The organism is Kitasatospora albolonga (genome assembly GCA_002082585.1).
Lineage (GTDB): Bacteria > Actinomycetota > Actinomycetes > Streptomycetales > Streptomycetaceae > Streptomyces > Streptomyces stephensoniae.
On the sequence record CP020563.1, the window covers coordinates 3,955,831 to 3,978,294 of the forward strand.

Consider the following 22,464-nt stretch of genomic DNA (forward strand, 5'->3'; position numbering starts at 1 on the left):
GGCGGCAGGGCGGCGGGACCTACCAGCCCTGCTGCTGCGGCGGCCCCCCGTACGGCGGCTGCTGGTGCTGCCCGGTCGTGGCGGCCGCGCGGCGGCGGGCCAGGAGGGTCCAGGCGCCGAGGCCGAGGACGAGCACGGTGCCCGCCCCGAGCGCCCCCGCCGCGACGACCTGCATCGTCGCGCTCTCGGCGGCCTTCGGAGCGCTGTGGCCGCTCTCCGCCAGCTCCTTGTCCTTGTCGGTCACCGCGAAGATCCCGGGGTCGCCCTCGTACGGGGACGGACCCGGCTCGTTCCGCACCTGGACCGTCGTCGTCAGCGCGATCGGGTCCTTGCCGTAGCTCTCGGCGACCTTCGGGCTGAGCGTCACCGAGAGGTAGTACCAGCCCGCGAAGCGCAGGGAGCTGACCTGCGGGCTGAAGTCGTACCGGTTGCGGTACGCCACCGGGGGCAGCGGCCGCAGCGAGGTGGTCGCGGACTTGCCGGAGTACGAGAGGGACGTGTCGGCGATGTGCCCCTGGGCCGGGTTGTCCAGGGACAGGGTGAGCGCGTTGCCGATGAAGTCGGTCGCGCCGCTCGTGCTGTTGCTGAGCACGGTGGAGGCGTAGATCTGCTGCCCCCAGTCGACCGGCACCCGGTAGAAGCGGGTCTGGCCCGGGGCGATCTCGTCGACCCACTCGCCGGTCCGCAGGCTGGTGGCGTCGTAGTAGCTGGTGCCGCCCGTCCGCTTCTGCGGCTCGGCGTCCGGCGGGGCGGGCGTGCTGGAGGGCCAGTCCTTCGGCGCGGTGGTCTCCGTCGGCCCCCCGCCCTTCAGCTGCGGCTCCTGCACGAAGCGCAGCTCCAGGTCCCATGCCTCGGGGCTGGAGGTGGCCTTGCTCTCCCGCTCGACCAGGACGTCGTACCTCCCGGTCTCCTGGCAGGTGGTGCTCGACCCCTTGCCGATGGTCCGGTGGGCGTACGCGGTGATCGGCCGGGGCGCCTCGCCCGAGCCGAAGTTCGTCCGGTTCGAGCTGCACTGGGAGTCGTTGAGGTCCCGGATGCTGACGGTGATCCCGTCCCGGTACGCCACCGAACCGTCGCTCTTGGGCACCGCGACCGCCGAGACATAGGCGTTGGTCACATTGTCGAGCTCCACGCGGTAGTAGAGCTTCCCGTCCGGCCCGATCGAGCTGCGGTACACCTTCCCCGCCTCCAGGACGGAGGCGGCGGCGTTCGTCTCCGCACCCTGCACGTTCCTGGCGTCGGGGTCGAAGGCGTACGCCGGTGGGCCGGCCGCGTGCGCCTGCCCCGGCAGCGCCGCCACCGCGCACATCGCGGCGACCACCGCCGGTGCCACCCGCCCCCTGCTGCGCTGCCTCTTCACGCGCTTCCCCTCGTCGTCCGCATGGCCGCCCCGCGACGGCTGCGTACGAAGAGGAGCCCCCCGGCCGTGATCACCAGGGCGCCCGCTCCGGCAGCGGCCGCAATGCCGGTCCATCCTGCCCCGCCCGCACCACTGCTGTCTCCGGCCGCAGCCGGATTGCCCGCCTTGTCCACGTTCCCGCCCCCGCCCCTGTCGGCTTCCGTACCGCCGTCCGCTTCCGTACCGCCGTCCGCTTCCGTACCGCCGTCCGCTTCGGCCGCCCGTACGGGAGCACCGTGCTGCGGTCCGGCCAGCTCGTCGCCGAGGACGGCGACCCGGAGCACCACCCCGATCCGCGGGTTCTCGGCGATCTCGGCGGCCCGCGCGCCCAGCGTCACCGCGAGGTAGAAGTCGCCCCCCGCGTGCACGGGGCGCACGGCCGGGCGGGTCTCGTACCGGTTGGTCCACGCGACGGGCACCGAGCCCATCCTGATCGCGGCGGGGCGCCCGCTGTACGGGGTGCTCGGCGTGAACTCGCCGCCCCCGCGGCCGACCGGGAAGCGGGCGGGGGTGAACAGGTGCGTGGAACCGTAGGAGTACGTGCCCGTGGCCCGCTTCAGCGTGGGCTCGTTGGCGAACTCGACGTCGTAGCGCACCTGCTGGCCCCAGCCAGCCGGGACCCTGTACCAGAGCGTCTGCGCGGGCAGCACGGTGTCCTTCCACACGCCCGGGCCGATCAGGGCCGCGTCGTTGAACCCGGTGCCGCCCCGGACGGCCTTCGGGCTACCGGCGGGGAGCCGCGCCTGCTTGCCGCCCGCGCCGTACTCCGGCGCCGACTGGGCGGGGGTGACGCCTGCGGCGAGCGGTGCCTCGACCCCGTACACCAGCTCCACCGGCCAACGCGCCCCGTCCGATCCGTCCGATCCATCCGATCCGTCCAGCCCCTTCCCGCTGCTCTCCCGCTCCACCACCAGCCGGTAGCTCCCCGCCCGGTCGCAGACCCGCGTGCCCTGTTCTGAGGGGATGCGGGAGACGGCCGAGGTGAGCGGGGTGGCACCCTCCCGCTGGTGGAAACGCTCGGTGCTCGTGTCGCAGTTCGCCCCGTCGGCGGAGACGATCGCGGTCCGCAGGCCGTCGGAGACGCCGATGGCCGCGCCGGGCTGCGGGACCGCCGTGGCGGCGAAGTTCACGGTGGAGACGGATTCGAGGCCGACCGCGTAGTAACGGGACTCGCCGGGGCCGATGGTGTCCAGGTACTGACCGGGGAGCAGGGCGGGCGCCCCGTCCGCGCTCGCCGCACCGCTCACCGGCTTCCCTTCGAACCGGTAGCCGTGGGCGGAGAGTTGGGCTGCCCGCTGGAGCTGACGGGCCAGGGCGGCGGCGTCCGGGGCGTCGTAGTAACGGCCGTTGCCCGCCCGGGCGATGCACTGGAGCTGCTCGCGGGCCGCGCCCTCCACCTGGAAGCCGACCGTGTCGATACGGAGCCCGGCGTCGGCCTCCGTGAGCTGTCCGGCGACCCGACAGGGCTGCGGCGTACCGCAGTTGTCCTCACCGTCCGAGATCAGCAGGACCGTCCGCGTACCGGTCGCACCGCCCTCCGGCCCGGGCAGATCGGCGGCGGCCTCCCGGAGGGAGAGGCCGATGGGGGTGTCCCCCTTGGGCCGGACCCCGGCCACGGCCCGCTTCACGGCGTCCCGGTCGAGCGCCTCGACGGGCCGGACGAGGCGGGTGTCGGCGCAGCCGCTCGTCCGGTCGGCGCCGTAGACCCGCAGGCCGGTGGGGTAGCCGTCGGGCAGCGCGTCGACCACGGCGCCGACGGCACCGCGGGCGCTCTCCATACGGGTCCGGCCCGCCCCGTCGTCGTCGGCCATCGAGCCGGACGAGTCGAGCACCATGACCAGGCTGCCCGGGGCCTCGCCCCGCTCGACGGGCGCCGCCGCGGCGGGCAGCGCGCCCGCCACCAGGGCGACGACCACCGCGCCGATCCATGCCCCCGCTGTCGCGATGCGGTGGTGGTTGTGTGCCATCCCCCGTTGCCCCCTCGACCGTGAACCCCAGCAGCTTTGCTTAAGCAAGCTATTGATTTGCTCGGGTGAACTCAAGGTCGCTTGCGTCACGGTCCCGCAACAGCGAACGCCTACGGCAGCAGACCGCGCTCAGGGCTGCCCCCGACCCCGGCAGGACGCACTCCGGCAGCCCCTGCCCCCACAGCCCCGGAGCCCTGACAGCCCCCGGACAGCACGAAGCCCCGGCCGCTCAGCGACCGGGGCCCGTAACAGACTGTGCCGTCTCACACACCCGAACCAGCGGGCACCGAGTCGGTCGCCTCCGTCCACAGGTCCTGCTCGGCGCGATCCGCCTGGATCTGGCGGTACACGAGGAGCCCGCCGATGGCAGCCAGTGCGATCAGGAGAAGCTTCTTCACCGCGCGACCTCGTCTTTCCTTGGAATAGGGGCCTTCTGTCGCCGACTATACACACCGGCCGATACCGATCGGTGACCTGCCTGGAACCCGAAAGCGGCCTACCGGGGCACCTCGGCGAGGTCCGCTCCGACCCCCGTAACCCGCTCCGGACGCTCCGTCAGCTCCGGTTGCACCATACGAGTGGTGTTAATCCGAAGATCGGCGCAGTGCGGGCGTCGCTCCCCGGAAACGGGCCCCGGGTCCACATGATCGGAGAAGTCAGCCACCGGACCACCCGAAAGCGAGGGGCCATGAGCACCTTCAAGCCCAAGAGCATCTGGACCGCCTTCATCACCGCCTTCTTCGCCCTGCTGGCGTCGCTGGGCCTCGCCACCGCCACGACGAGCGCCGCGAACGCCGCGACGCAGCCGAGCGCCACGACCCAGGAGCACACGGCGGCCACCACGGCAACCCCGCTCGCTCCCTCGGTCCGATGGACCCTTCCGCGTGACCGGGCCCTGCCGCCCACGATGAAGCAGCGCATCCGGGCCGAGGCCCACGGTTCCTCCCCGGCCACCCGCCACCTGCCGGCCGACCCGACGGCCGCCGCCCGGACCACCGGCTCCTCGCACCACACCGCCCCTGAAGGCGACTCCCCGGTGCCACCTCCCTGATCCCGGCACCACCACCGCACGCAGAAGGCCCCCGGCCGGTTCACACCGGCCGGGGGCCTTTTCCGTATGCCCTGTCCTGCCGGTCAGCGCACCGGCAGGGTCATGGAGGCCACATCGCTGTACGGGGAGTAGTTCCCGGCGGTGTCGTACGTACGGGCCCGGTACTCGTAGGTGCGCCCGTCGGCGGGCAGCGCGTCGCAGACCGTGGCCGTCGCGTACAGGGGGCGGGGGTCGTATCCCTGGCGCAGGATGACCGACCAGGCGCCGGTGCCCGCCTCACGGCGCTCGACCGCGAAGCCGTTGAAGTCGCGGAGCGAGCCGGGGGTGTAGTCGGTGGCGGTCGCCTGGATACCGGTCGCGCAGGACCTCAGGGTCACCTCGGGGGCGTACGCGGGGGCGATGCCGTCGGGCACGTCGAGCCAGAACTCGTTGTCGGCCCTGCCGTCGAGACCGTGCCAGCTGTGGGTGGTGGTGCCGCCGTCGTTGGTGACGAGGACGCGGTAGTGCCGGGTCTCCCCGTCCGGGGTGATGGGGGCGGTGGTCCAGGTGCTGCCCTTGGTGGTGCCGAGCGGGACCCAGACGTAGGAGCCGTTGACCTTGTCGTTGCTGAGGACCGTGTAGTGGTCGAAGTGCGGCTCCTTGTTGAGCGGCCACTTCAGGGTGACCTTGTTGGTCTTCCTGTCGAAGGAGCCGGTCAGGGAGGAGACAACGGGCAGGGGACGGACGATGGCGTCCGCGCTGCCCTTCGATATGTTGCCCGCCTTGTCCGCGGCGCGGACCTCGTAGTAGTACGGCGTGCGGTCGTCCGGGTTCACCAGGGGGTCGGTGTAGCTGCGGGCGGTGGTCGTGGCGACCTTCGTCCAGCCGCCGGAGCTGACGGGCCTCCGGTAGAGGGTGTAGTTCCGCAGGTCCATCTCCTTGTTGGCGGACCAGGAGACGGTCGTCTTGCGGTTCTTGACGTTGTACGCGGTCTTCACACCGACCGGGGCGAGCGGCTTCCGCTTGTCGTACTTCGCCGAAGTGCGCGGCTTGTACGTGTACTTCACCTTCGCGGCACCGGACCAGTTCACGTAGTCGACGCGGAGGGTGTGCTTGCCGGAGGGGATGGTGACGTTGACGCTCTTCTTACGAGCGGTGTTACCGGTGTTCTTCCACAGGTCGATCTTGCGGACGCCGTCCAGGTAGACGCGGACGCCGTCGGTCGCCGCGACGGAGAACGTGAAGGGCCCACCGGAACCGAAGTCACGGGTCACCGACCAGCGGACACCGAACTTGTCCTTCGGCACCCCCGCGACCGGCCGGCCCGACCAGCTCTGGCTGATGGCACTGTCGCAGTCGGTCTTCACCGGCTTGCCCTTGAAGGACGTGTTCTTGTAGAACGCCCGCTTGTAGACGTTGGCCGAACACCCGGGGGCGGCGGCGTGTGCCTCCGGAACCGGGACCAGCAGGCTGCCGAGAATGACGGCGGATATGACACCGACACCACCGACCCGGGTGGCGACGAGACTCTTCGGGTGCACGGGGACCTTTCACGCTGTGCCAAGAGGTGAAGTACAGCGTGAAGACTCACGAGCCGAAAGAAAGGTTGCACGCCCACCGAACAGGACCGGCTCACCGGCCCGGCCGTGGCCTCTAGAAGGACACCCAGCCTCCCAAGCCGAACGTGAACCTGTACGCGGCGCGCACCGCACCCCCTCGCCGCCTGCCCAGGAACAGGGCCACCACCAGGGCCACGACGAACAGCGCCGCGAAACCCCCGGCGAGGACCGCCCCTGCCTGCGGAACCCAGACCACAGCCACCAGCACACTCGCCACCACCACGAGCCCCAGGCCCGTATGAGCATCGGAGCGCTCCCTCCGGAACAGCTCCCTTATCGCGGCTCGCGATGCGGCCATGTCCGCTCGGTAGCGCTCTCTCGCCGCATCAGGATCTGCGCTCGGCCCCTCCGGCCACTGCCGCTCCATCCGTGCCCTCCATCCTTGTCAGGTCGGTCGAGGCACCCTCTCGACCAGGATGAGCGTCCGCTGGACCCTGGTCCTGCTGCCCTGGGGTTCGGCGTTGATCGGCAACGTACAGCCGTGCCGGTGTCAGCCGCTGATGTCAGACGACCTGGGCTCCTTCGACGGTTCAGTCCGCTCGGCCGTCACGAGGTAGCCGGCGAACTCGACATGCGGGCGAGTCACTGCCCATCCGTCAGCTTCTTGTACCGGCACCACTTCCGTCGTGCCTGGTACCGGGTGCCGTACGTTCGAGTTACCGGAAGGGACTTCGTACTGGCAGTGCACCTCTGTGATGGTCAGCACCCGCAACCGGGTAGGAGCATGATCACCTTCCCCGCCATGATGCTCCTCGCAGAAGTCGATATCTGCGGCGCGGTCGCTGCCGACAAGGTCGGCGTAATCCTCGGGGTCGATCTCCAGCAAGTGCCACGAGACGACATCCCCCGGCGTGAAGCTCTCCCCGCAGCACTGCATCTGCCAGTCATCGACCCAGATCGTCAACGTCATGCCGTCATTGTCCGCAGCGTTCCACGCGGTCACCAGGGGCGGAGCGGGAGGCCGTGACGATGCTCGCGGACCTTCTGGAAGATCCGCTGATCGGCTGATGTCAGCCGGGGATGCCAAAGGCCCCCCACCGTTCCCGGTGAGGGGCCTTCGTGCTGGTGGGGCTAACAGGATTTGAACCTGTGGCCTCATCCTTATCAGGGATGCGCTCTAACCAACTGAGCTATAGCCCCGCCGCGCTGTGCTGCGCTGACTTCTGAAGATTAGCGCACGTCGGGGCCAGTCCCAAAATCGATACCCGGCGCGCTACTCGTCCTCGGCCAGCGTGAGCTCGACGCCGCCCACGAAGCCCGCCGACAGGTTGTAGATGAAGGCGCCCAGCGTCGCCAGCGCGGTGGCCAGCACCACGTCGATCACGGCGATGACCGAGGTGAAGATGAGCACGCGCGGCAGCGACAGGAACGACTGGAGGTCGAAGCCGTTGCTCTCGTTCGAGCCGGTGGCCTCGCTGATCGTGCCGCCCACGGTGGAGAAGACGCCCATCGCGTCCATCACCATCCACAGGATCGCCGCCGCCACCACCGTGCAGATGCCCAGCGCGATGGAGAGCAGGAAGCTGACCTTCATCACCGACCACGGGTCGGCCTTGGCCACCCGCAGACGGGCCTTGCGGGTCCGCGGAGTGGTCCGCGCCCCCGTGCGCGGCTTGCGCGTCGCCTGGGCGCCGCCCAGCGTCCCGCCGTCCCCGGGGCGCTGGCCGCCCTGGGTGCCGCCACCGGGCGTCTGGTACGCCTGGGGCGGGTGGTACGGGCCCGACGGCCCCGGTGCGGGCTCACGCTCGCCGGGCAGCGGCCCGGTCGCGTAACCCTCGTACTGGGGCTGAGGCCCTCGTGTGTCCGTCACAGTGCCCCCTTGGGAGTCCGTGGCAGGGCCACGGGCACCGTTCGCTCCTGCTCCGGAAGCGGCCGAACCGGCGCCCGTGGCTCCACTCACGCTCTTACTCCTCGTGCTCCCCGGTCGAGGGCTCCGTGCCCTCGACAGTGCCCTCTACCACGCCCGTGGCGTGGGCCTCGGCCGTCTCGCCCTCGGCGTCATCGGTCCCGTCGACCTCTTCCGCCTCACGCCCGGCCTCGGCGTTGCGCGCGATGCCGACGACGGCATCCCGCTTGCCCAGATTGATCAGTTGGACGCCCATGGTGTCACGGCCCGTCTCCCTGACTTCATTGACTCGCGTACGAATCACACCGCCGCCCAGTGTGATGGCGAGGATCTCGTCCGTCTCCTCGACCACCAGCGCACCGACGAGCGAGCCCCGGTCCTCGACGATCTTGGCAGCCTTGATGCCGAGGCCGCCGCGGCCCTGGACGCGGTACTCGTCGACGGGGGTGCGCTTGGCGTACCCGCCGTCGGTAGCGGTGAACACGAACGTACCGGGCCGGACGACATTCATCGAGAGCAGTTCGTCTCCCTCACGGAAACTCATGCCCTTGACGCCCGAGGTGGCGCGGCCCATCGGGCGCAGCGCGTCGTCCGTCGCGGTGAACCTGATCGACTGCGCCTTCTTGCTGATGAGCAGCAGATCGTCCTCCGCCGACACCAGCTCCGCACCGATCAGCTCGTCGTCGCCGCCGTCCGGCATCTCGCGCAGGTTGATCGCGATGACACCGCCCGAACGCGGCGAATCGTAGTCCTTGAGCGCGGTCTTCTTCACGAGACCGCCCTTCGTCGCCAGGATCAGGTACGGCACGGCCTCGTAGTCGCGGATCGCGAGGATCTGGGCGATCTTCTCGTCCGGCTGGAAGGCCAGCAGGTTGGCGACGTGCTGGCCGCGCGCATCCCGGCCTGCGTCCGGGAGCTCGTACGCCTTCGCCCGGTAGACGCGGCCCTTGTTCGTGAAGAACAGCAGCCAGTGGTGCGTCGTCGACACGAAGAAGTGGTCGACGATGTCGTCTTCCTTGAGCTTCGTCCCGCGCACGCCCTTGCCGCCGCGCTTCTGCGAGCGGTAGTCGTCGGTCTTCGTGCGCTTCACATAGCCGCTGCGGGAGATCGTGACGACGATGTCCTCCTCGGCGATCAGGTCCTCGATGGACATGTCACCGTCGAAGGGCACCAGCTTGGAGCGCCGGTCGTCGCCGAACTTCTCGACGATCGCCGCCAGCTCCTCGCTGACGATCGCGCGCTGCTTGGCGGGCGAGGCCAGGATCTCGTTGTACTCGTTGATCTTCGCCTGGAGCTCGTCGTGCTCGGCGGTGATCTTCTGGTGCTCCAGCGCGGCCAGCCGGCGCAGCTGCATCTCCAGGATCGCGTTCGCCTGGAGCTCGTCGATCTCCAGGAGGCCCATCAGGCCCTCCCGCGCGATCTCCACGGTGTTGGAGCGCCGGATGAGGGCGATGACCTCGTCGATGGCGTCCAGGGCCTTCAGAAGGCCGCGCAGGATGTGCGCCCGCTCCTCGGCCTTGCGCAGCCGGAACTTCGTACGCCGGACGATGACCTCGATCTGGTGCGTCACCCAGTGGCGGATGAACGCGTCGATCGAGAGCGTGCGCGGCACCCCGTCGACGAGCGCCAGCATGTTGGCGCCGAAGTTCGTCTGGAGGTCGGTGTGCTTGTACAGGTTGTTCAGGACGACCTTGGCGACCGCGTCCCGCTTGAGGACGACGACCAGGCGCTGGCCCGTACGCGAGGAGGTCTCGTCGCGGACGTCCGCGATCCCGCCGACCTTGCCGTCCTTGACCAGGTCGGCGATCTTCTGCGCGAGGTTGTCGGGGTTGGTCTGGAACGGCAGCTCGGTGACGACCAGGCACTGGCGGCCCTGGATCTCCTCGACCGCGACGACCGCGCGCATCGTGATGGAGCCGCGCCCGGTGCGGTACGCCTCCTCGATGCCCTTGCGGCCCACGACCAGCGCGCCGGTCGGGAAGTCGGGGCCCTTGATGCGCTCGATCAGCGCGTCCAGCAGCTCCTCGTGGGACGCCTCGGGGTGCTCCAGGTACCACTGGGCTCCGGCGGCGACCTCGCGCAGGTTGTGCGGCGGGATGTTGGTCGCCATACCGACCGCGATCCCGGCGGAGCCGTTGACCAGCAGGTTCGGGAAGCGCGCCGGCAGGACCGTCGGCTCCTGGTTGCGGCCGTCGTAGTTGTCCTGGAAGTCGACGGTCTCCTCGTCGATGTCCCGGACCATCTCCATGGACAGCGGCATCATCTTGCACTCGGTGTACCGCATGGCGGCGGCCGGGTCGTTGCCCGGGGAACCGAAGTTGCCGTTGGAGTCCACCAGCGGCATCCGCAGCGACCACGGCTGTGCCAGACGCACCAGGGCGTCGTAGATGGAGGAGTCGCCGTGCGGGTGGTACGTACCCATGACGTCACCGACGACGCGGGCGCACTTGTAGAACCCCTTCTCGGGGCGGTAGCCGCCGTCGTACATCGCGTACAGCACCCGGCGGTGGACGGGCTTGAGGCCGTCCCGTACGTCGGGCAGCGCACGCGAGACGATGACGGACATCGCGTAGTCGAGGTAGGAGCGCTGCATCTCCGTCTCGAGCCCGACGGGCTCGACACGCATGCCCACACCGGGAACGATGACTTCCTCGGGCGTCGCGGGTTCAGGTGTCACAGGGGTGTTCTCGTCGGCCATTGCTGGTCAAAGTCCTTTCGAGCTGCGGCGTCGCTGGTACGGCCGACTCAGATGTCGAGGAAGCGGACGTCCTTGGCGTTGCGCTGGATGAACGAGCGCCGTGCCTCGACGTCCTCACCCATGAGCACCGAGAACAGGTCGTCGGCCTGCGCCGCGTCGTCCAGCGTGACCTGGCCGAGGACCCGGTGGTCGACGTCCATGGTGGTGACGCGCAGCTCCTCGGCGTTCATCTCGCCGAGGCCCTTGAAGCGCTGGATCGAGTCTTCCTTGATCCGCTTGCCGTTCTGCTTGCCGAGCGCCACGAGCGCGTCGCGCTCCCGGTCCGAGTACGCGTACTCGAAGTCGTCCCGGCCCCACTTGATCTTGTACAGCGGCGGGCGCGAGAGATAGACGTGCCCGGCCTCCACCAGCGGCCGCATGAAGCGGAAGAGGAACGTCAGCAGCAGGGTGTTGATGTGCTGGCCGTCGACGTCGGCGTCCGCCATCAGAATGATCTTGTGATAGCGGAGCTTCTCGATGTCGAAGTCCTCGTGGACCCCGGTGCCGAAGGCCGAGATCAGCGCCTGGACCTCGGTGTTCTGGAGGATCTTGTCGACCCGGGCCTTCTCGACGTTCAGGATCTTGCCGCGGATGGGCAGGATCGCCTGGTACATCGGGTTGCGGCCGGACTTCGCCGAACCACCGGCGGAGTCACCCTCGACGATGAAGATCTCGCACTTGGTTGGGTCGTTGGACTGGCAGTCGCTCAGCTTGCCCGGCAGCGAGGCGCTCTCCAGCAGCCCCTTGCGCCGCGTCAGGTCACGCGCCTTGCGGGCCGCCACGCGGGCGGTCGAGGCGGCGATGCCCTTGCGGATGATGTCGGCGGCCTCGTTGGGGTTGCGGTCGAACCAGTCCGTCAGCTGCTCGTGGACGACCTTCTGCACGAAGGTCTTGGCCTCCGTGTTGCCCAGCTTGGTCTTGGTCTGGCCCTCGAACTGCGGCTCGCCCAGCTTGACCGAGATGATCGCGGTGAGACCCTCGCGGACGTCCTCACCGGTGAGGTTGTCGTCCTTGTCGCGCAGCAGCTTCTTGTCGCGCGCGTACCGGTTGACCAGGGAGGTCAGCGCGGCACGGAAACCTTCCTCGTGCGTACCGCCCTCATGCGTGTGGATCGCGTTGGCGAAGGAGTAGACCCCCTCCGTGTACTGCGTGTTCCACTGCATGGCGATCTCGACCGAGAGGAGCCGGTCCTTGTCCTCGGCCTCGATGTCGATCACCGACTGGTGGATGACATCGCCCTTGCGGGAGTTGAGGTACTTGACGAAGTCGACGATGCCGTTCTCGTAGTGGTACGTGACGGACCGCGTCGCCTCCTCCTCGGGGACCTCGGTCGCCTCGGCGCTGTCGGCGCCCGCCGTGGCCTTCGCCGACTCGCGCTCGTCGGTCAGCTTGAGGGTGAGCCCCTTGTTGAGGAACGCCATCTCCTGGAAGCGGCGCGAGAGGGTCTCGAAGCTGTACTCGGTGGTCTCGAAGATGTCCCCGTCGGCCCAGAAGGTGACCGTCGTACCGGTCTCGTCCGTGGCCTCCTGCTTGGCCAGCGGGGCGGTGGGGACGCCGAGCTTGTAGTCCTGGGTCCAGCGGTGTCCGTCGCGCTTGACCTCCACCGCGACCCGGGTGGAGAGGGCGTTGACGACGGAGACGCCGACGCCGTGCAGACCACCGGAGACCGCGTAACCGCCGCCTCCGAACTTGCCGCCCGCGTGCAGCACGGTGAGCACGACCTCGACGGCCGGCTTGCCCTCGGACGGCACGATGTCGACCGGGATGCCCCGGCCGTTGTCGATCACACGCACGCCGCCGTCGGGGAGGATCGTGACGTCGATCGTGTCCGCGTGGCCTGCCATGGCCTCGTCGACCGAGTTGTCGACGACCTCCTGCACGAGGTGGTGCAGGCCGCGCTCACCGGTCGAGCCGATGTACATACCGGGTCGCTTGCGGACCGCGTCCAGCCCTTCCAGCACGGTGATCGCGCTGGCGTCGTACGAGGCGGTGACCTCGCCGTGCTCACCGGCTGTGGACGGGATGTTCTCGTTGGGGTTGCCGGAATCGGCCACGAAGCGCCCTTTCTGGCACAGCACAGGCCGTCTTCCGGACAGGCGGGAGCGGCTGCGTCGTTCGGCTTGTATCGACGACTCCCGCCTCAGCGGCGGGATTACTCACCAGTCTACCGGTAGCACTGACATGAATGGGGGTTTGCCGGTACCTGAGTACGCATGTGCCGCCCTGAATCGGCGGTTGACGACTCCCCATATTCAGGGAGGGGCCCCAAGAGGCCCTGACGGGCATTGAGCGCTTCGGCCTGTCAACCTCCCGCTACGGTGAGGGACGCTCCGGACGTACCGTCCGGTTTCCGCTGGTACGAACACGGCCGAACCGGGCGCCGGGGATGCCCCGGCGCCCCTCCCGCGAATATCAGGAACACGACAAGTTTCGGCCAAAAGCGCAGCTCAGAGCCTGAGAGCAGCCCTTACGATCAACAGCGGGCCCCTCACCCGTAGGTGTCCCCGGGCCCCTTGCTCCCGGGCGCCCGCAGCGGCCCGAACCGGCGCTCCGGGCCCCCCGGACCGACGACCTTGATCATCCGTACGGTGCCCTGCCCCAGATCCGCGTTGAGCCGGGCCACCAGCTGCGGGGCCAGCAGCCGCAGCTGGGTCGCCCAGGCCGTGGAGTCGCAGCTCACAGTGAGCACCCGCGCGGCCGGATCGTCGTCGTAGCGCAGCGGTACGCAGTGGTTGGCCAGATCGTCGCCCACGATCTGCGGCCACCGCCCCATCACCCCGCCGACCGCCGCCGGGGTCTCCCAGCCGCGCTCGGTGATCAGCCGGTTGATCGCGGAGCCCAGCGGCTGCGGATCACGGCCGTCCGAACGGGCCCCGGAGCGCAGCCCGCCGCCCCGCCTGGCCTGCTTCTTCTGCTGGGCCGCCGCGCCCCGCGCCCGGGCCTGCTCCTTCGCGGCCCGCAGCGCGACCCGGGCGAGATCGACCCCGGACACCTCGGGCGGCTTCGGACTCCCGCCCCCGGCCACCGGAGCCCCGGACGCACCCGACGCACCACCGGAGCCCCCGTCACGGTGGGCCGCAGGCCCCGTACCACCGGAGGCCCCGTCGCCCCGGGCCGTCGGGCCCGTACCGCGGGAAGGCCCGTCACCGCGGGCCGTCGGCCCCGTACCGCCGGAAGGCCCCTCGCCCCGGCCGGTCATACCCGCTCCACCTCGCCCGCCGACACCGCGTACCGCGCGCCCGCCAGCGCGCCCGGCACGTCCTCCGCCACCGCCGCCGTCACGAGCACCTGCTCGCCCGGGGCCACCAGCTCGGCCAGCCGCTCTCGGCGGCGGGCGTCCAGCTCGGCGAAGACGTCGTCCAGGATCAGCACCGGCTCGTTGCCCTCGGCGCGCAGCAGCTCGTAACTGGCCAGCCGCAGCGCCAGCGCGTAGCTCCAGGACTCCCCGTGGCTCGCGTACCCCTTCGCGGGCATGGACCGCAGGCTCAGCACCAGATCGTCCCGGTGCGGGCCCACCAGCGTCACCCCGCGCTCGATCTCCTGCTTGCGGACCCCGGCGAGCGCCGCGATCAGCTGCTCGTACAGCTCCTCGCGGGTGCGGCCCGCCGACACGTCCTCGCCCACCGAGCTGCGGTACTCCAGCGTCACGGGGCCGCCGCCCGGCGCCACGTCCCCGTACGCCTTGTCGGCCAGCGGCTGGAGCGTGGCGATCAGGTCCAGGCGCTGCGCGAGCAGCTCGGCGCCGACCCGCCCCAGGTGCTGGTCCCAGACGTCGAGGGTGGACAGGTCCATGGAGCGGCCGCCGTGGCGACGGGCCATCGCGGCGGACTTGAGGAGGGTGTTGCGCTGCTTGAGCACCCGCTCGTAGTCGGAGCGGACCCCGGCCATCCGGGGCGAGCGCGCGGTGACCAGCTCGTCCAGGAACCGCCGCCGCTCCCCGGGGTCGCCCTTGACCAGGGCGAGATCCTCCGGAGCGAAGAGAACCGTCCGTACGATGCCGAGCACGTCACGCGGTCTGACCTGCGAGGACCTGTTGATACGGGCCCGGTTGGCGCGGCCCGGATTGAGCTCCAGCTCGACCAGCTGCGAGCGCTCGCCCTGGGTCACCGCCGCCCGGACCACCGCGCGCTCGGCGCCCATCCGCACGAGGGGGGCGTCCGAGGAGACCCGGTGGCTGCCGAGGGTGGCGAGATAGCCGATGGCCTCGACGAGGTTGGTCTTGCCCTGCCCGTTGGGGCCCACGAACGCGGTGACGCCCGGGTCGAGAGGGACCTCGACCCGGGCGTACGAGCGGAAGTCGGCCAGGGAGAGATGGGTGACATGCATGTGCGCCGACCTCCCGGGCCCGATCCGTTCCGCTGTTGGTGCTGGTTCCGCGCTTCCCGGCTTTCCCGGCTTCCCCGCGGTGGGGCTACTTCTTGTTCTCGACCGCGTGGCCGCCGAACTGGTTGCGCAGCGCGGCGATCATCTTCATCTGCGGCGAGTCGTCCTGGCGCGAGGCGAACCGCGCGAACAGCGACGCCGTGATCGCGGGCAGCGGCACCGCGTTGTCGATCGCGGCCTCCACCGTCCAGCGGCCCTCGCCGGAGTCGGCGGCGAAGCCCCGGAGCTTGTCCAGGTGCTCGTCGTCGTCCAGGGCGTTGACCGCGAGGTCGAGCAGCCAGGAACGGATGACCGTGCCCTCCTGCCAGGAGCGGAAGACCTCGCGTACGTCGGTGACGGAGTCGACCTTCTCCAGCAGCTCCCAGCCCTCGGCGTACGCCTGCATCATGGCGTACTCGATGCCGTTGTGGACCATCTTCGCGAAGTGGCCGGCGCCGACCTTGCCCGCGTGGACGGAGCCGAAGTCGCCCTCGGGCTTGAGCGCGTCGAAGATCGGCTGGACCTTCGCCACGTTCTCCTCGCTGCCGCCGTACATCAGGGCGTAGCCGTTCTCCAGGCCCCAGACACCGCCGGAGACGCCGCAGTCGACAAAGCCGATGCCCTTGATGCCCAGCTCGACGGCGTGCTTCTCGTCGTCGGTCCAGCGCGAGTTCCCGCCGTCGACGACGACGTCGCCGGGCGAGAGCAGCTCGGCGAGCTCGTCGATCGTGGACTGGGTCGCCGCACCGGCCGGGACCATCACCCAGACGACCCGCGGGCCCTTCAGCTTGCCCACAAGCTCTTCGAGGCTGTGGACATCGGCGACATCCGGGTTGCGGTCGTAACCGATGACGGTGTGGCCTGCGCGGCGGATGCGCTCGCGCATGTTGCCGCCCATCTTGCCGAGGCCGACGAGACCGAGCTCCATCAGAGATTCCTTAAGCGTCGTGGCGATAGCGTCGGGGCGTTCGTTCGCCCGGGACCGAGCCTACGCCGGGGCCGGGGACAGCGCGGTGGGCCCGCTCCGCGCCGAACGGGCCCACCGGTGACAGCGTGATCAGCCGGAGAGACGCACCGGCATGATCAGGTACTTGTACGCGTCGTCCGCCTCGGCGTCCACGGCCGGGCGCCCGCTGAGCAGGGCGGGCTTGGTGGACGTGGTGAAGGAGAGCTGGGCGACGGGGGAGTCGATCGCGCTCAGCCCGTCCAGCAGGAACGTCGGGTTGAAGGCGATCGAGATGTCGTCGCCCTCCAGCACCGCGTCGACGCGCTCCACAGCCTGTGCGTCGTCGCTGGAACCGGCTTCCAGGATGAGCACGCCCTGCTCGAAGCTGAGCCGTACGGGGGTGTTGCGCTCGGCGACCAGGGCCACGCGCTTGACGGCCTCGACGAAGGGGGCCGTCTCGATCACCGCGACCGAGTTGAACTCGGTGGGGAAGAGCGTGCGGTACTTCGGCAGGTCGCCCTCGAGCAGCCGGGTGGTGGTCGTGCGCCCCGCGCCCTCGAAACCGATCAGCCCCTCACCGGCACCGGAGCCGGAGAGCGCCAGGGTGACCGTGTCACCGCTGGTGAGGGCCTTGGCGGTGTCCAGGAGCGTCTTGGCGGGCACCAGGGCAACTGCGGACGCCTCCGGGTCCTCCGGCTTCCAGAGGAACTCGCGGACCGCGAAGCGGTAGCGGTCGGTGGAGGCGAGGGTGACGGTGTCGCCCTCGATCTCGATGCGCACACCGGTCAGCACGGGCAGCGTGTCGTCACGGCCCGCGGCGATGGCGACCTGGGCGGCGGCCGAGGCGAAGACCTCACCGGGGACGGTGCCCGTGGCGGTCGGCATCTGCGGCAGCGCCGGGTACTCCTCCACAGGCAGTGTGTGGAGGGTGAAGCGCGAGGAGCCGCAGACCACCGTGGCCCGTACACCGTCTGTGGAGATCTCCACCGGACGGTTGGGGAGGGCGCGGCAGATGTCGGCGAGCAGCCGGCCGGAGACGAGCACCGTGCCGTCCTCGTCGACCTCCGCGTCCACGGAGACCTTGGCCGAGACCTCGTAGTCGAAGCTCGAGAAGGAGAGGGCCCCGTCCTCGGCCTTCAGCAGAAGGCCCGCGAGAACGGGCGCCGGCGGACGGGCCGGGAGGCTGCGGGCCACCCAGGCCACCGCCTCCGCGAGTACATCGCGCTCCACCCGGATCTTCACCGGAACCGCCTCCTGCTGTTGCTCGCTCGCCCTGCTGGCCTTCGTCGTCTGGACCGGAGCTCCCCGGCAGACGGCCGGTGGCTCCGGGGTCCAGTCTGACGCACGGCACCGACAGTCGTTGCTGCTCGGGGTCAAGTCGAGCAAAACGCTGCGAGGCGGTCGCCGCTCGAGTTGTACACAGGCCCCACTTCGAAGCGGATTCCTGGCTAACTCTGAGTGGTAGTAGTAGTAGGCCCTGTGGAAACCGTGGATAACGTCGTTTGCGCAGGTCAGCAACGGTTTTTTGTCCACCGGTCCTGTGGGTGGCACCCGTGGACAACCGGGGCTCTCTGTGGACAGGCGGAAGTTCTGCACACCCGATGCACAGGAGGGGGCCACTTCTCCCCAGACCTGTCCCCAGCTTTACCCAGGTTCCCCACAGCCCAATCAGGCAGCTTGGTGTGACGCCTTTCACTCCGGGCGGTGAGAGCGGGTGTTGCGTTGCCGAACAGTGGACAGGGGTGTGGAGAAGCAGAGCAAAGCTGGGGACAACGGTACCCAGCCTGTGGGCCGCCGGTGGACAACCGAGAGCGTCCCCTGTGGACGAAAATTCTGTCCACAGCCTGTGGATCATGGTTGACCACAAATCCCCAACCACGTGACCTGGCCTGATGGAGTATCGGCAGCTGACCCTGTGGACGCAATATGGACAACTTCGCGGTCCCCAGGCTGTGGACGGAAGATTTTCCGCACATCTGTGGAGAAGCGCCTCTGAGCAGCCCGTATTCGAACAGTGCCGGTCCGGCGGAGACCGCCGAGCGGGCCCCGGGAACGCCGAAGGGCGCCTCGCGCGGACCCCGGGAGGTCGTTGCGAGGCGCCCTTCGAGCGCGCCGGAAGCGCGCTGCGGTGCCCTGTGACGTCGTGAGCGGCCGGTGTCAGCCGTTCTTGATGCGGTTGGTGAGCTCGGTGACCTGGTTGTAGATGGAGCGGCGCTCCGCCATCAGGGCCCGGATCTTCCGGTCCGCGTGCATCACCGTCGTATGGTCGCGTCCGCCGAACTGCGCGCCGATCTTCGGCAGCGAGAGGTCGGTGAGCTCCCGGCACAGATACATGGCGATCTGGCGCGCCGTCACCAGGACCCGGCTGCGCGAGGAGCCGCAGAGATCCTCCACCGTGAGGCCGAAGTAGTCCGCGGTGGCCGCCATGATGGCCGGCGCAGTGATCTCCGGGGCCGACTCCTCGCCGCCCGGGATCAGGTCCTTGAGCACGATCTCGGTCAGCCCGAGGTCCACCGGCTGCCGGTTGAGGGAGGCGAAGGCCGTCACCCGGATCAGGGCGCCCTCCAGCTCACGGATGTTGCGCGAGATCCGCGAGGCGATGAACTCCAGCACCTCCGGCGGCGCGTTCAGCTGCTCCTGCACCGCTTTCTTACGGAGGATGGCGATCCGGGTCTCCAGCTCGGGCGGCTGGACGTCGGTGGTCAGACCCCACTCGAAGCGGTTGCGCAGCCGGTCCTCCAGCGTCACCAGCTGCTTGGGCGGCCGGTCCGAGGAGAGCACGATCTGTTTGTTCGCGTTGTGCAGCGTATTGAAGGTGTGGAAGAACTCCTCCTGCGTCGACTCCTTGCTCGCCAGGAACTGGATGTCGTCGACGAGCAGGATGTCGACATCGCGGTACCGCTTGCGGAAGGTGTCGCCCTTGCCGTCGCGGATCGAGTTGATGAACTCGTTGGTGAACTCCTCCGAGCTCACGTACCGCACCCGGGTGCCCGGGTAGAGGCTGCGCGCGTAGTGCCCGATGGCGTGCAGCAGGTGGGTCTTGCCGAGCCCCGACTCCCCGTAGATGAAGAGGGGGTTGTACGCCTTCGCGGGCGCCTCGGCGACGGCGACGGCCGCGGCGTGCGCGAACCGGTTGGAGGCGCCGATGACGAAGGTGTCGAAAAGGTACTTCGGGTTCAGCCGGGCGTGCGGTTCGCCCGGGCCCGGCGCGGGGGCCGGCTGGGCGCCCATCGGACCGGGGACCGGGCCGCCGGTGCGCCCGGGGCCGGGTCCGCCCTGGCGGTGCTGCTGCTCGTGCGGATCGTGCCGGTCGCGCTGCTGCTCGTACCCCTGGCGCTCCGGCGGCTGCGAACGGTAGTCGTGCTGCGGCTGCTGCGGGCGCCCGGTGCCGTACGGCTCGCGCCACTGCTCGGCGGGCTGCTCGCGGTAGGCGTCCGAGGGCTGCTCGCGGTACGGCTCGGTCTCGCGGTAGGTGTCGGAGGCGGGCTGCTCGCGGTCCCGGTATCCCCCGTGCTGCGGCTGCTGCCAGGAGAGGTCGTCCTGGGTGCGCGGCCAGGCGCCCGGCTCGGGGCGCTGCTGCTGGTAATCGGGGTAGGCCGGGCGGGCCGTCGGCATGCCGTCGTCGGAGGGCCGGTGGCCGTAGCCGTCGTACGTGTCACCGTGCTGCGCGTCCTCGCGCGGCCGGTCCGGGTAGCGGTGCCCCTGCTGGCCCTGGTGCGGCTGGTGCATCGGCGGGGCGGGGGGTTCGCCCGCGGAGTCGTCGACGGTGATCGCGATCCGGATGGGACGGCCGCACTCCCGGGTGAGCGTCTCGCTGATGAGCGGCGCGAGGCGCCCCTCGAGGACGCGCTTGCCCCATTCATTGGGGACGGCCAGGAGCGCGGTGTCGGCGACGAGTGCCAGCGGCTGGCAGCGTTCGATCCACTGCTTGTCCTTCGGCTCGATGCCCTGCTGCCCCTCCCCGAGGAGTTGCTCCAGCACTCGCGGCCACACTGCGGCAAGATCGGCAGGTACGTCAGCCACAAGGCACGCTCTCTCGCATGTCCCCTCCCACGAATGTGTGGTTCTCGGGACGGGATGGGTCGGGATGGGTGAGGCCCGGCAGTCGGGAAGGAAAAGAACCGGAGTTCAGCCACGGTAGTCAGGCCGGGCCGCGCGGTTCAAGTTGTTGTCCACAGGCTGTGCACAATGGGGGGTCGCGCGGAGCCGGTTTGACCGGATGGCGTAGCCGCGCGTACCGTGACCAGGTCGAGTTGTCGATGGCTGCTGCCGCCTGCCTCCGATGGGCAAAGATCACGATCTGTGATTGTGAAGCGGTGCACTAAGGCGTTTACGCGAGTTCCTCGTGGGCGCACGGTGACAGCCAGGCGATGTCCCGCCGAGACACGAATCATTTCTGGAGCCCCCGAGTGAGCAAGCGCACCTTCCAGCCGAACAACCGCCGTCGCGCCAAGACCCACGGCTTCCGTCTGCGCATGCGTACCCGTGCCGGCCGTGCGATTCTCGCGAACCGCCGCGGCAAGGGCCGCAGCAGCCTGTCCGCCTGATCGCTCACAGGTCCATGACGTGCTGCCTACCGAGAATCGGCTGAGGCGGCGCGAGGACTTCGCGACCGCGGTACGACGAGGACGCCGAGCCGGTCGTCCACTGCTCGTCGTCCATCTACGCAGCGGTGAAACGGACCCGCACGTGACGGGGGAGACTGTTCCCCCGCCGCGTGCGGGTTTCGTTGTCAGCAAAGCGGTGGGCGGCGCGGTCGTCCGCACCGCGGTGAAGCGGAAGCTTCGCCACCTGGTCCGCGACCGGCTGGCGCAGCTGCCCCCCGGTAGCCTTGTTGTCGTACGAGCGCTGCCCGGTGCGGGCGACGCCGACCATGCACAGCTGGCCCGAGACCTGGATGCCGCCCTTCAGCGGCTGCTGGGAGGGGGCGCGAGATGAAGTACCCGCTGCTTGCCCTCATCAAGCTGTACCAGTGGACGATCAGCCCACTGCTCGGGCCTGTCTGCCGTTACTACCCGTCGTGTTCCCACTATGGATATACGGCTATCGACCGGCACGGTGCGATCAAGGGAACAGCGCTGACCGCCTGGCGCATCCTGCGGTGCAATCCGTGGTCACCCGGCGGTGTGGACCATGTCCCGCAACGCAAGCGTCCGCGGTGGCACCAGCTGCTGCGCAACGGCCTGCGCGGCGGCAAGGGCGGGGAGCCCGCCGCTGATGTGCCGTCCGGGGGGTCGGTCTCCGAAACCCCGAGCCCGGCCACAGAGACCTCGCCCAATGCTCAAGGAGCCTGATTAGTGGACACGATTGCCAGTCTGTTCAGCTTTATCACCACGCCCGTCTCGTGGATCATCGTCCAGTTCCACAAGGTCTACGGAGCGCTTTTCGGCGATGACTCCGGGTGGGCCTGGGGACTGTCGATCGTGTCCCTGGTGGTGCTGATCCGGATCTGCCTGATCCCGCTCTTCGTGAAGCAGATCAAGTCGACCCGCAATATGCAGGTGCTCCAGCCGAAGATGAAGGCGATCCAGGAGCGCTACAAGAACGACAAGCAGCGTCAGTCCGAAGAGATGATGAAGCTGTACAAGGAGACGGGTACCAACCCGCTCTCCTCGTGCCTTCCCATCCTGGCGCAGTCCCCGTTCTTCTTCGCCCTGTACCACGTGCTGTCGTCCATCGCCTCGGGCAAGAAGATCGGCGCGATCGACCAGCAGCTGCTCGACAGCGCACGTGAGGCGCACATCTTCGGCGCCCCGCTGGCCGCCAAGTTCATGGACAGCGCCGACAAGGTCGCCTCGCTCAACGCCTCCCTGACCGACGTCCGCGTCGTCACCGCGCTGATGATCGTGCTGATGTCCGCGTCGCAGTTCTTCACCCAGCGCCAGCTGATGACGAAGAACGTCGACCTGACGGTGAAGACCCCGTACATGAACCAGCAGAAGATGCTGATGTACATCTTCCCGGTCATCTTCGCCGTGATGGGTATCAACTTCCCCGTCGGTGTCCTGGTCTACTGGCTGACCACCAACGTCTGGACCATGGGTCAGCAGATGTACGTGATCAACCAGAACCCGACGCCGGGCAGCAAGGCGCAGGACGCCTACCTCCAGCGGGTTCTCAAGCGGGTGGACTCCGGGGGCCAGGTCCGCGGTCGTGCCCAGCGCAGGACCGTCAAGGCGGTCGTCGCCAAGGGCCCCGACCGCAACGACATCGAGCGCAAGTTCATCACCGGACTGAGCAAGATGGGTCTCGTGGCTCAGGAGGACGGCACCGTCAAGAAGGGCGAGGTCGTTCCCGAGGCCGAGGCGCCCAAGCGCCAGCAGCCCAAGCGCCAGACCAAGGCGAAGCGGCAGACGGCCGGCCACACCCCCGCCTCCGGCGGTGCCAAGGACGAGGCCGACGCCAAGACCTCGCTGGAGAAGCGGGACGCATCGCAGGACGACAAGCCGACGTCGGCGCGCAAGACCGCCTCCGGCTCCTCACGCCAAGCCAAGTCCGGGCAGCGCAAGGGCCCGCAGCGGCCCAAGCACCCGTCCAAGAAGTAAGAAGGAGTCCACC

The 22,464-nt window shown here is 69.4% G+C and carries 19 protein-coding genes, 1 tRNA gene and 2 pseudogenes; 5 read left to right on the top strand and 17 right to left on the bottom strand.

Features of this window, described 5'->3' with window-relative positions:
* Nucleotides 1–19 precede the first annotated feature (19 nt).
* The 3 genes and pseudogenes from B7C62_17180 to B7C62_17190 form a co-directional block, all read right to left on the bottom strand.
* Entirely contained in the window at nucleotides 20–1,360 is a 1,341-nt protein-coding gene (locus B7C62_17180; GenBank protein ARF73804.1) for a hypothetical protein, read from the bottom strand.
* Nucleotides 1,357–3,366, bottom strand: a complete 2,010-nt coding sequence (locus B7C62_17185) for a hypothetical protein (GenBank protein ARF73805.1) — start codon at nucleotides 3,364–3,366, stop codon at nucleotides 1,357–1,359. The genes B7C62_17180 and B7C62_17185 overlap by 4 nt, the downstream gene beginning before the upstream one ends.
* 263 nt (nucleotides 3,367–3,629) lie before the next feature.
* Nucleotides 3,630–3,817: pseudogene (locus B7C62_17190) on the bottom strand (hypothetical protein).
* Nucleotides 3,818–4,054: 237 nt separating this feature from the next.
* Here B7C62_17190 and B7C62_17195 point away from each other — a divergent pair.
* Nucleotides 4,055–4,417, top strand: a complete 363-nt coding sequence (locus tag B7C62_17195) for a hypothetical protein (GenBank protein ID ARF73806.1) — start codon at nucleotides 4,055–4,057, stop codon at nucleotides 4,415–4,417.
* Between the two features lie 83 nt (nucleotides 4,418–4,500).
* Here B7C62_17195 and B7C62_17200 read toward each other — a convergent pair whose 3' ends face one another.
* From B7C62_17200 to dnaA, 14 genes and pseudogenes are all read right to left on the bottom strand, one after another.
* Nucleotides 4,501–4,767, bottom strand: a complete 267-nt coding sequence (locus B7C62_17200) for a hypothetical protein (GenBank protein ID ARF77216.1) — start codon at nucleotides 4,765–4,767, stop codon at nucleotides 4,501–4,503.
* Between the two features lie 366 nt (nucleotides 4,768–5,133).
* Nucleotides 5,134–5,877: pseudogene (locus B7C62_17205) on the bottom strand (cellulose 1,4-beta-cellobiosidase).
* Between the two features lie 172 nt (nucleotides 5,878–6,049).
* Nucleotides 6,050–6,313 (bottom strand): hypothetical protein, encoded by a 264-nt coding sequence (locus B7C62_17210; GenBank protein ARF77217.1) that lies wholly within the window; start codon nucleotides 6,311–6,313, stop codon nucleotides 6,050–6,052.
* A 192-nt stretch (nucleotides 6,314–6,505) separates the two neighbouring features.
* Nucleotides 6,506–6,925: a hypothetical protein gene (locus B7C62_17215; GenBank protein ARF73807.1), complete on the bottom strand. Its 420-nt coding sequence runs from the start codon at nucleotides 6,923–6,925 to the stop codon at nucleotides 6,506–6,508.
* Between the two features lie 153 nt (nucleotides 6,926–7,078).
* A tRNA-Ile gene (locus B7C62_17220) sits at nucleotides 7,079–7,155 on the bottom strand.
* Nucleotides 7,156–7,228: 73 nt separating this feature from the next.
* A complete protein-coding gene (locus B7C62_17225) occupies nucleotides 7,229–7,825 on the bottom strand; it encodes a hypothetical protein (protein ID ARF73808.1) in 597 nt (198 codons plus the stop codon).
* A 94-nt stretch (nucleotides 7,826–7,919) separates the two neighbouring features.
* Nucleotides 7,920–10,559, bottom strand: a complete 2,640-nt coding sequence (locus B7C62_17230; GenBank protein ARF73809.1) for a DNA gyrase subunit A — start codon at nucleotides 10,557–10,559, stop codon at nucleotides 7,920–7,922.
* Nucleotides 10,560–10,606: 47 nt separating this feature from the next.
* On the bottom strand, nucleotides 10,607–12,676 hold the full coding sequence (locus tag B7C62_17235; GenBank protein ARF73810.1) for a DNA topoisomerase (ATP-hydrolyzing) subunit B: 2,070 nt from the start codon (nucleotides 12,674–12,676) through the stop codon (nucleotides 10,607–10,609).
* A 410-nt stretch (nucleotides 12,677–13,086) separates the two neighbouring features.
* Nucleotides 13,087–13,590: a hypothetical protein gene (locus B7C62_17240; protein ID ARF73811.1), complete on the bottom strand. Its 504-nt coding sequence runs from the start codon at nucleotides 13,588–13,590 to the stop codon at nucleotides 13,087–13,089.
* A 203-nt stretch (nucleotides 13,591–13,793) separates the two neighbouring features.
* Nucleotides 13,794–14,924 (bottom strand): DNA replication/repair protein RecF, encoded by a 1,131-nt coding sequence (locus B7C62_17245; GenBank protein ID ARF73812.1) that lies wholly within the window; start codon nucleotides 14,922–14,924, stop codon nucleotides 13,794–13,796.
* Nucleotides 14,925–15,009: 85 nt separating this feature from the next.
* A complete protein-coding gene (locus B7C62_17250; GenBank protein ID ARF73813.1) occupies nucleotides 15,010–15,888 on the bottom strand; it encodes a 6-phosphogluconate dehydrogenase (decarboxylating) in 879 nt (292 codons plus the stop codon).
* Nucleotides 15,889–16,017: 129 nt separating this feature from the next.
* Nucleotides 16,018–17,148, bottom strand: a complete 1,131-nt coding sequence (locus tag B7C62_17255; protein ID ARF73814.1) for a DNA polymerase III subunit beta — start codon at nucleotides 17,146–17,148, stop codon at nucleotides 16,018–16,020.
* 269 nt (nucleotides 17,149–17,417) lie between these two features.
* Entirely contained in the window at nucleotides 17,418–17,882 is a 465-nt protein-coding gene (locus tag B7C62_17260; GenBank protein ID ARF73815.1) for a hypothetical protein, read from the bottom strand.
* Nucleotides 17,883–18,063: 181 nt separating this feature from the next.
* Complete coding sequence (gene dnaA, locus B7C62_17265) at nucleotides 18,064–19,929, bottom strand: chromosomal replication initiation protein DnaA (protein ARF73816.1); 1,866 nt, start codon at nucleotides 19,927–19,929, stop codon at nucleotides 18,064–18,066.
* 386 nt (nucleotides 19,930–20,315) lie between these two features.
* On the opposite strand from dnaA, the gene B7C62_17270 reads away from it, so the two are divergent.
* The 4 genes from B7C62_17270 to B7C62_17285 are packed head-to-tail and all read left to right on the top strand — an operon-like array spanning nucleotide 20,316 to nucleotide 22,451.
* Nucleotides 20,316–20,453, top strand: a complete 138-nt coding sequence (locus B7C62_17270) for a 50S ribosomal protein L34 (protein ID ARF73817.1) — start codon at nucleotides 20,316–20,318, stop codon at nucleotides 20,451–20,453.
* Nucleotides 20,454–20,472: 19 nt separating this feature from the next.
* Entirely contained in the window at nucleotides 20,473–20,844 is a 372-nt protein-coding gene (locus B7C62_17275) for a ribonuclease P protein component (protein ID ARF73818.1), read from the top strand.
* Entirely contained in the window at nucleotides 20,841–21,200 is a 360-nt protein-coding gene (locus B7C62_17280) for a membrane protein insertion efficiency factor YidD (protein ARF73819.1), read from the top strand. The genes B7C62_17275 and B7C62_17280 overlap by 4 nt, the downstream gene beginning before the upstream one ends.
* A gap of 3 nt (nucleotides 21,201–21,203) precedes the next feature.
* Nucleotides 21,204–22,451 carry a membrane protein insertase YidC gene (locus tag B7C62_17285; GenBank protein ID ARF73820.1) on the top strand — a complete coding sequence of 416 codons (1,248 nt, stop codon included), beginning with the start codon at nucleotides 21,204–21,206 and terminating at the stop codon, nucleotides 22,449–22,451.
* The last annotated feature ends 13 nt before the right edge of the window (nucleotides 22,452–22,464 follow it).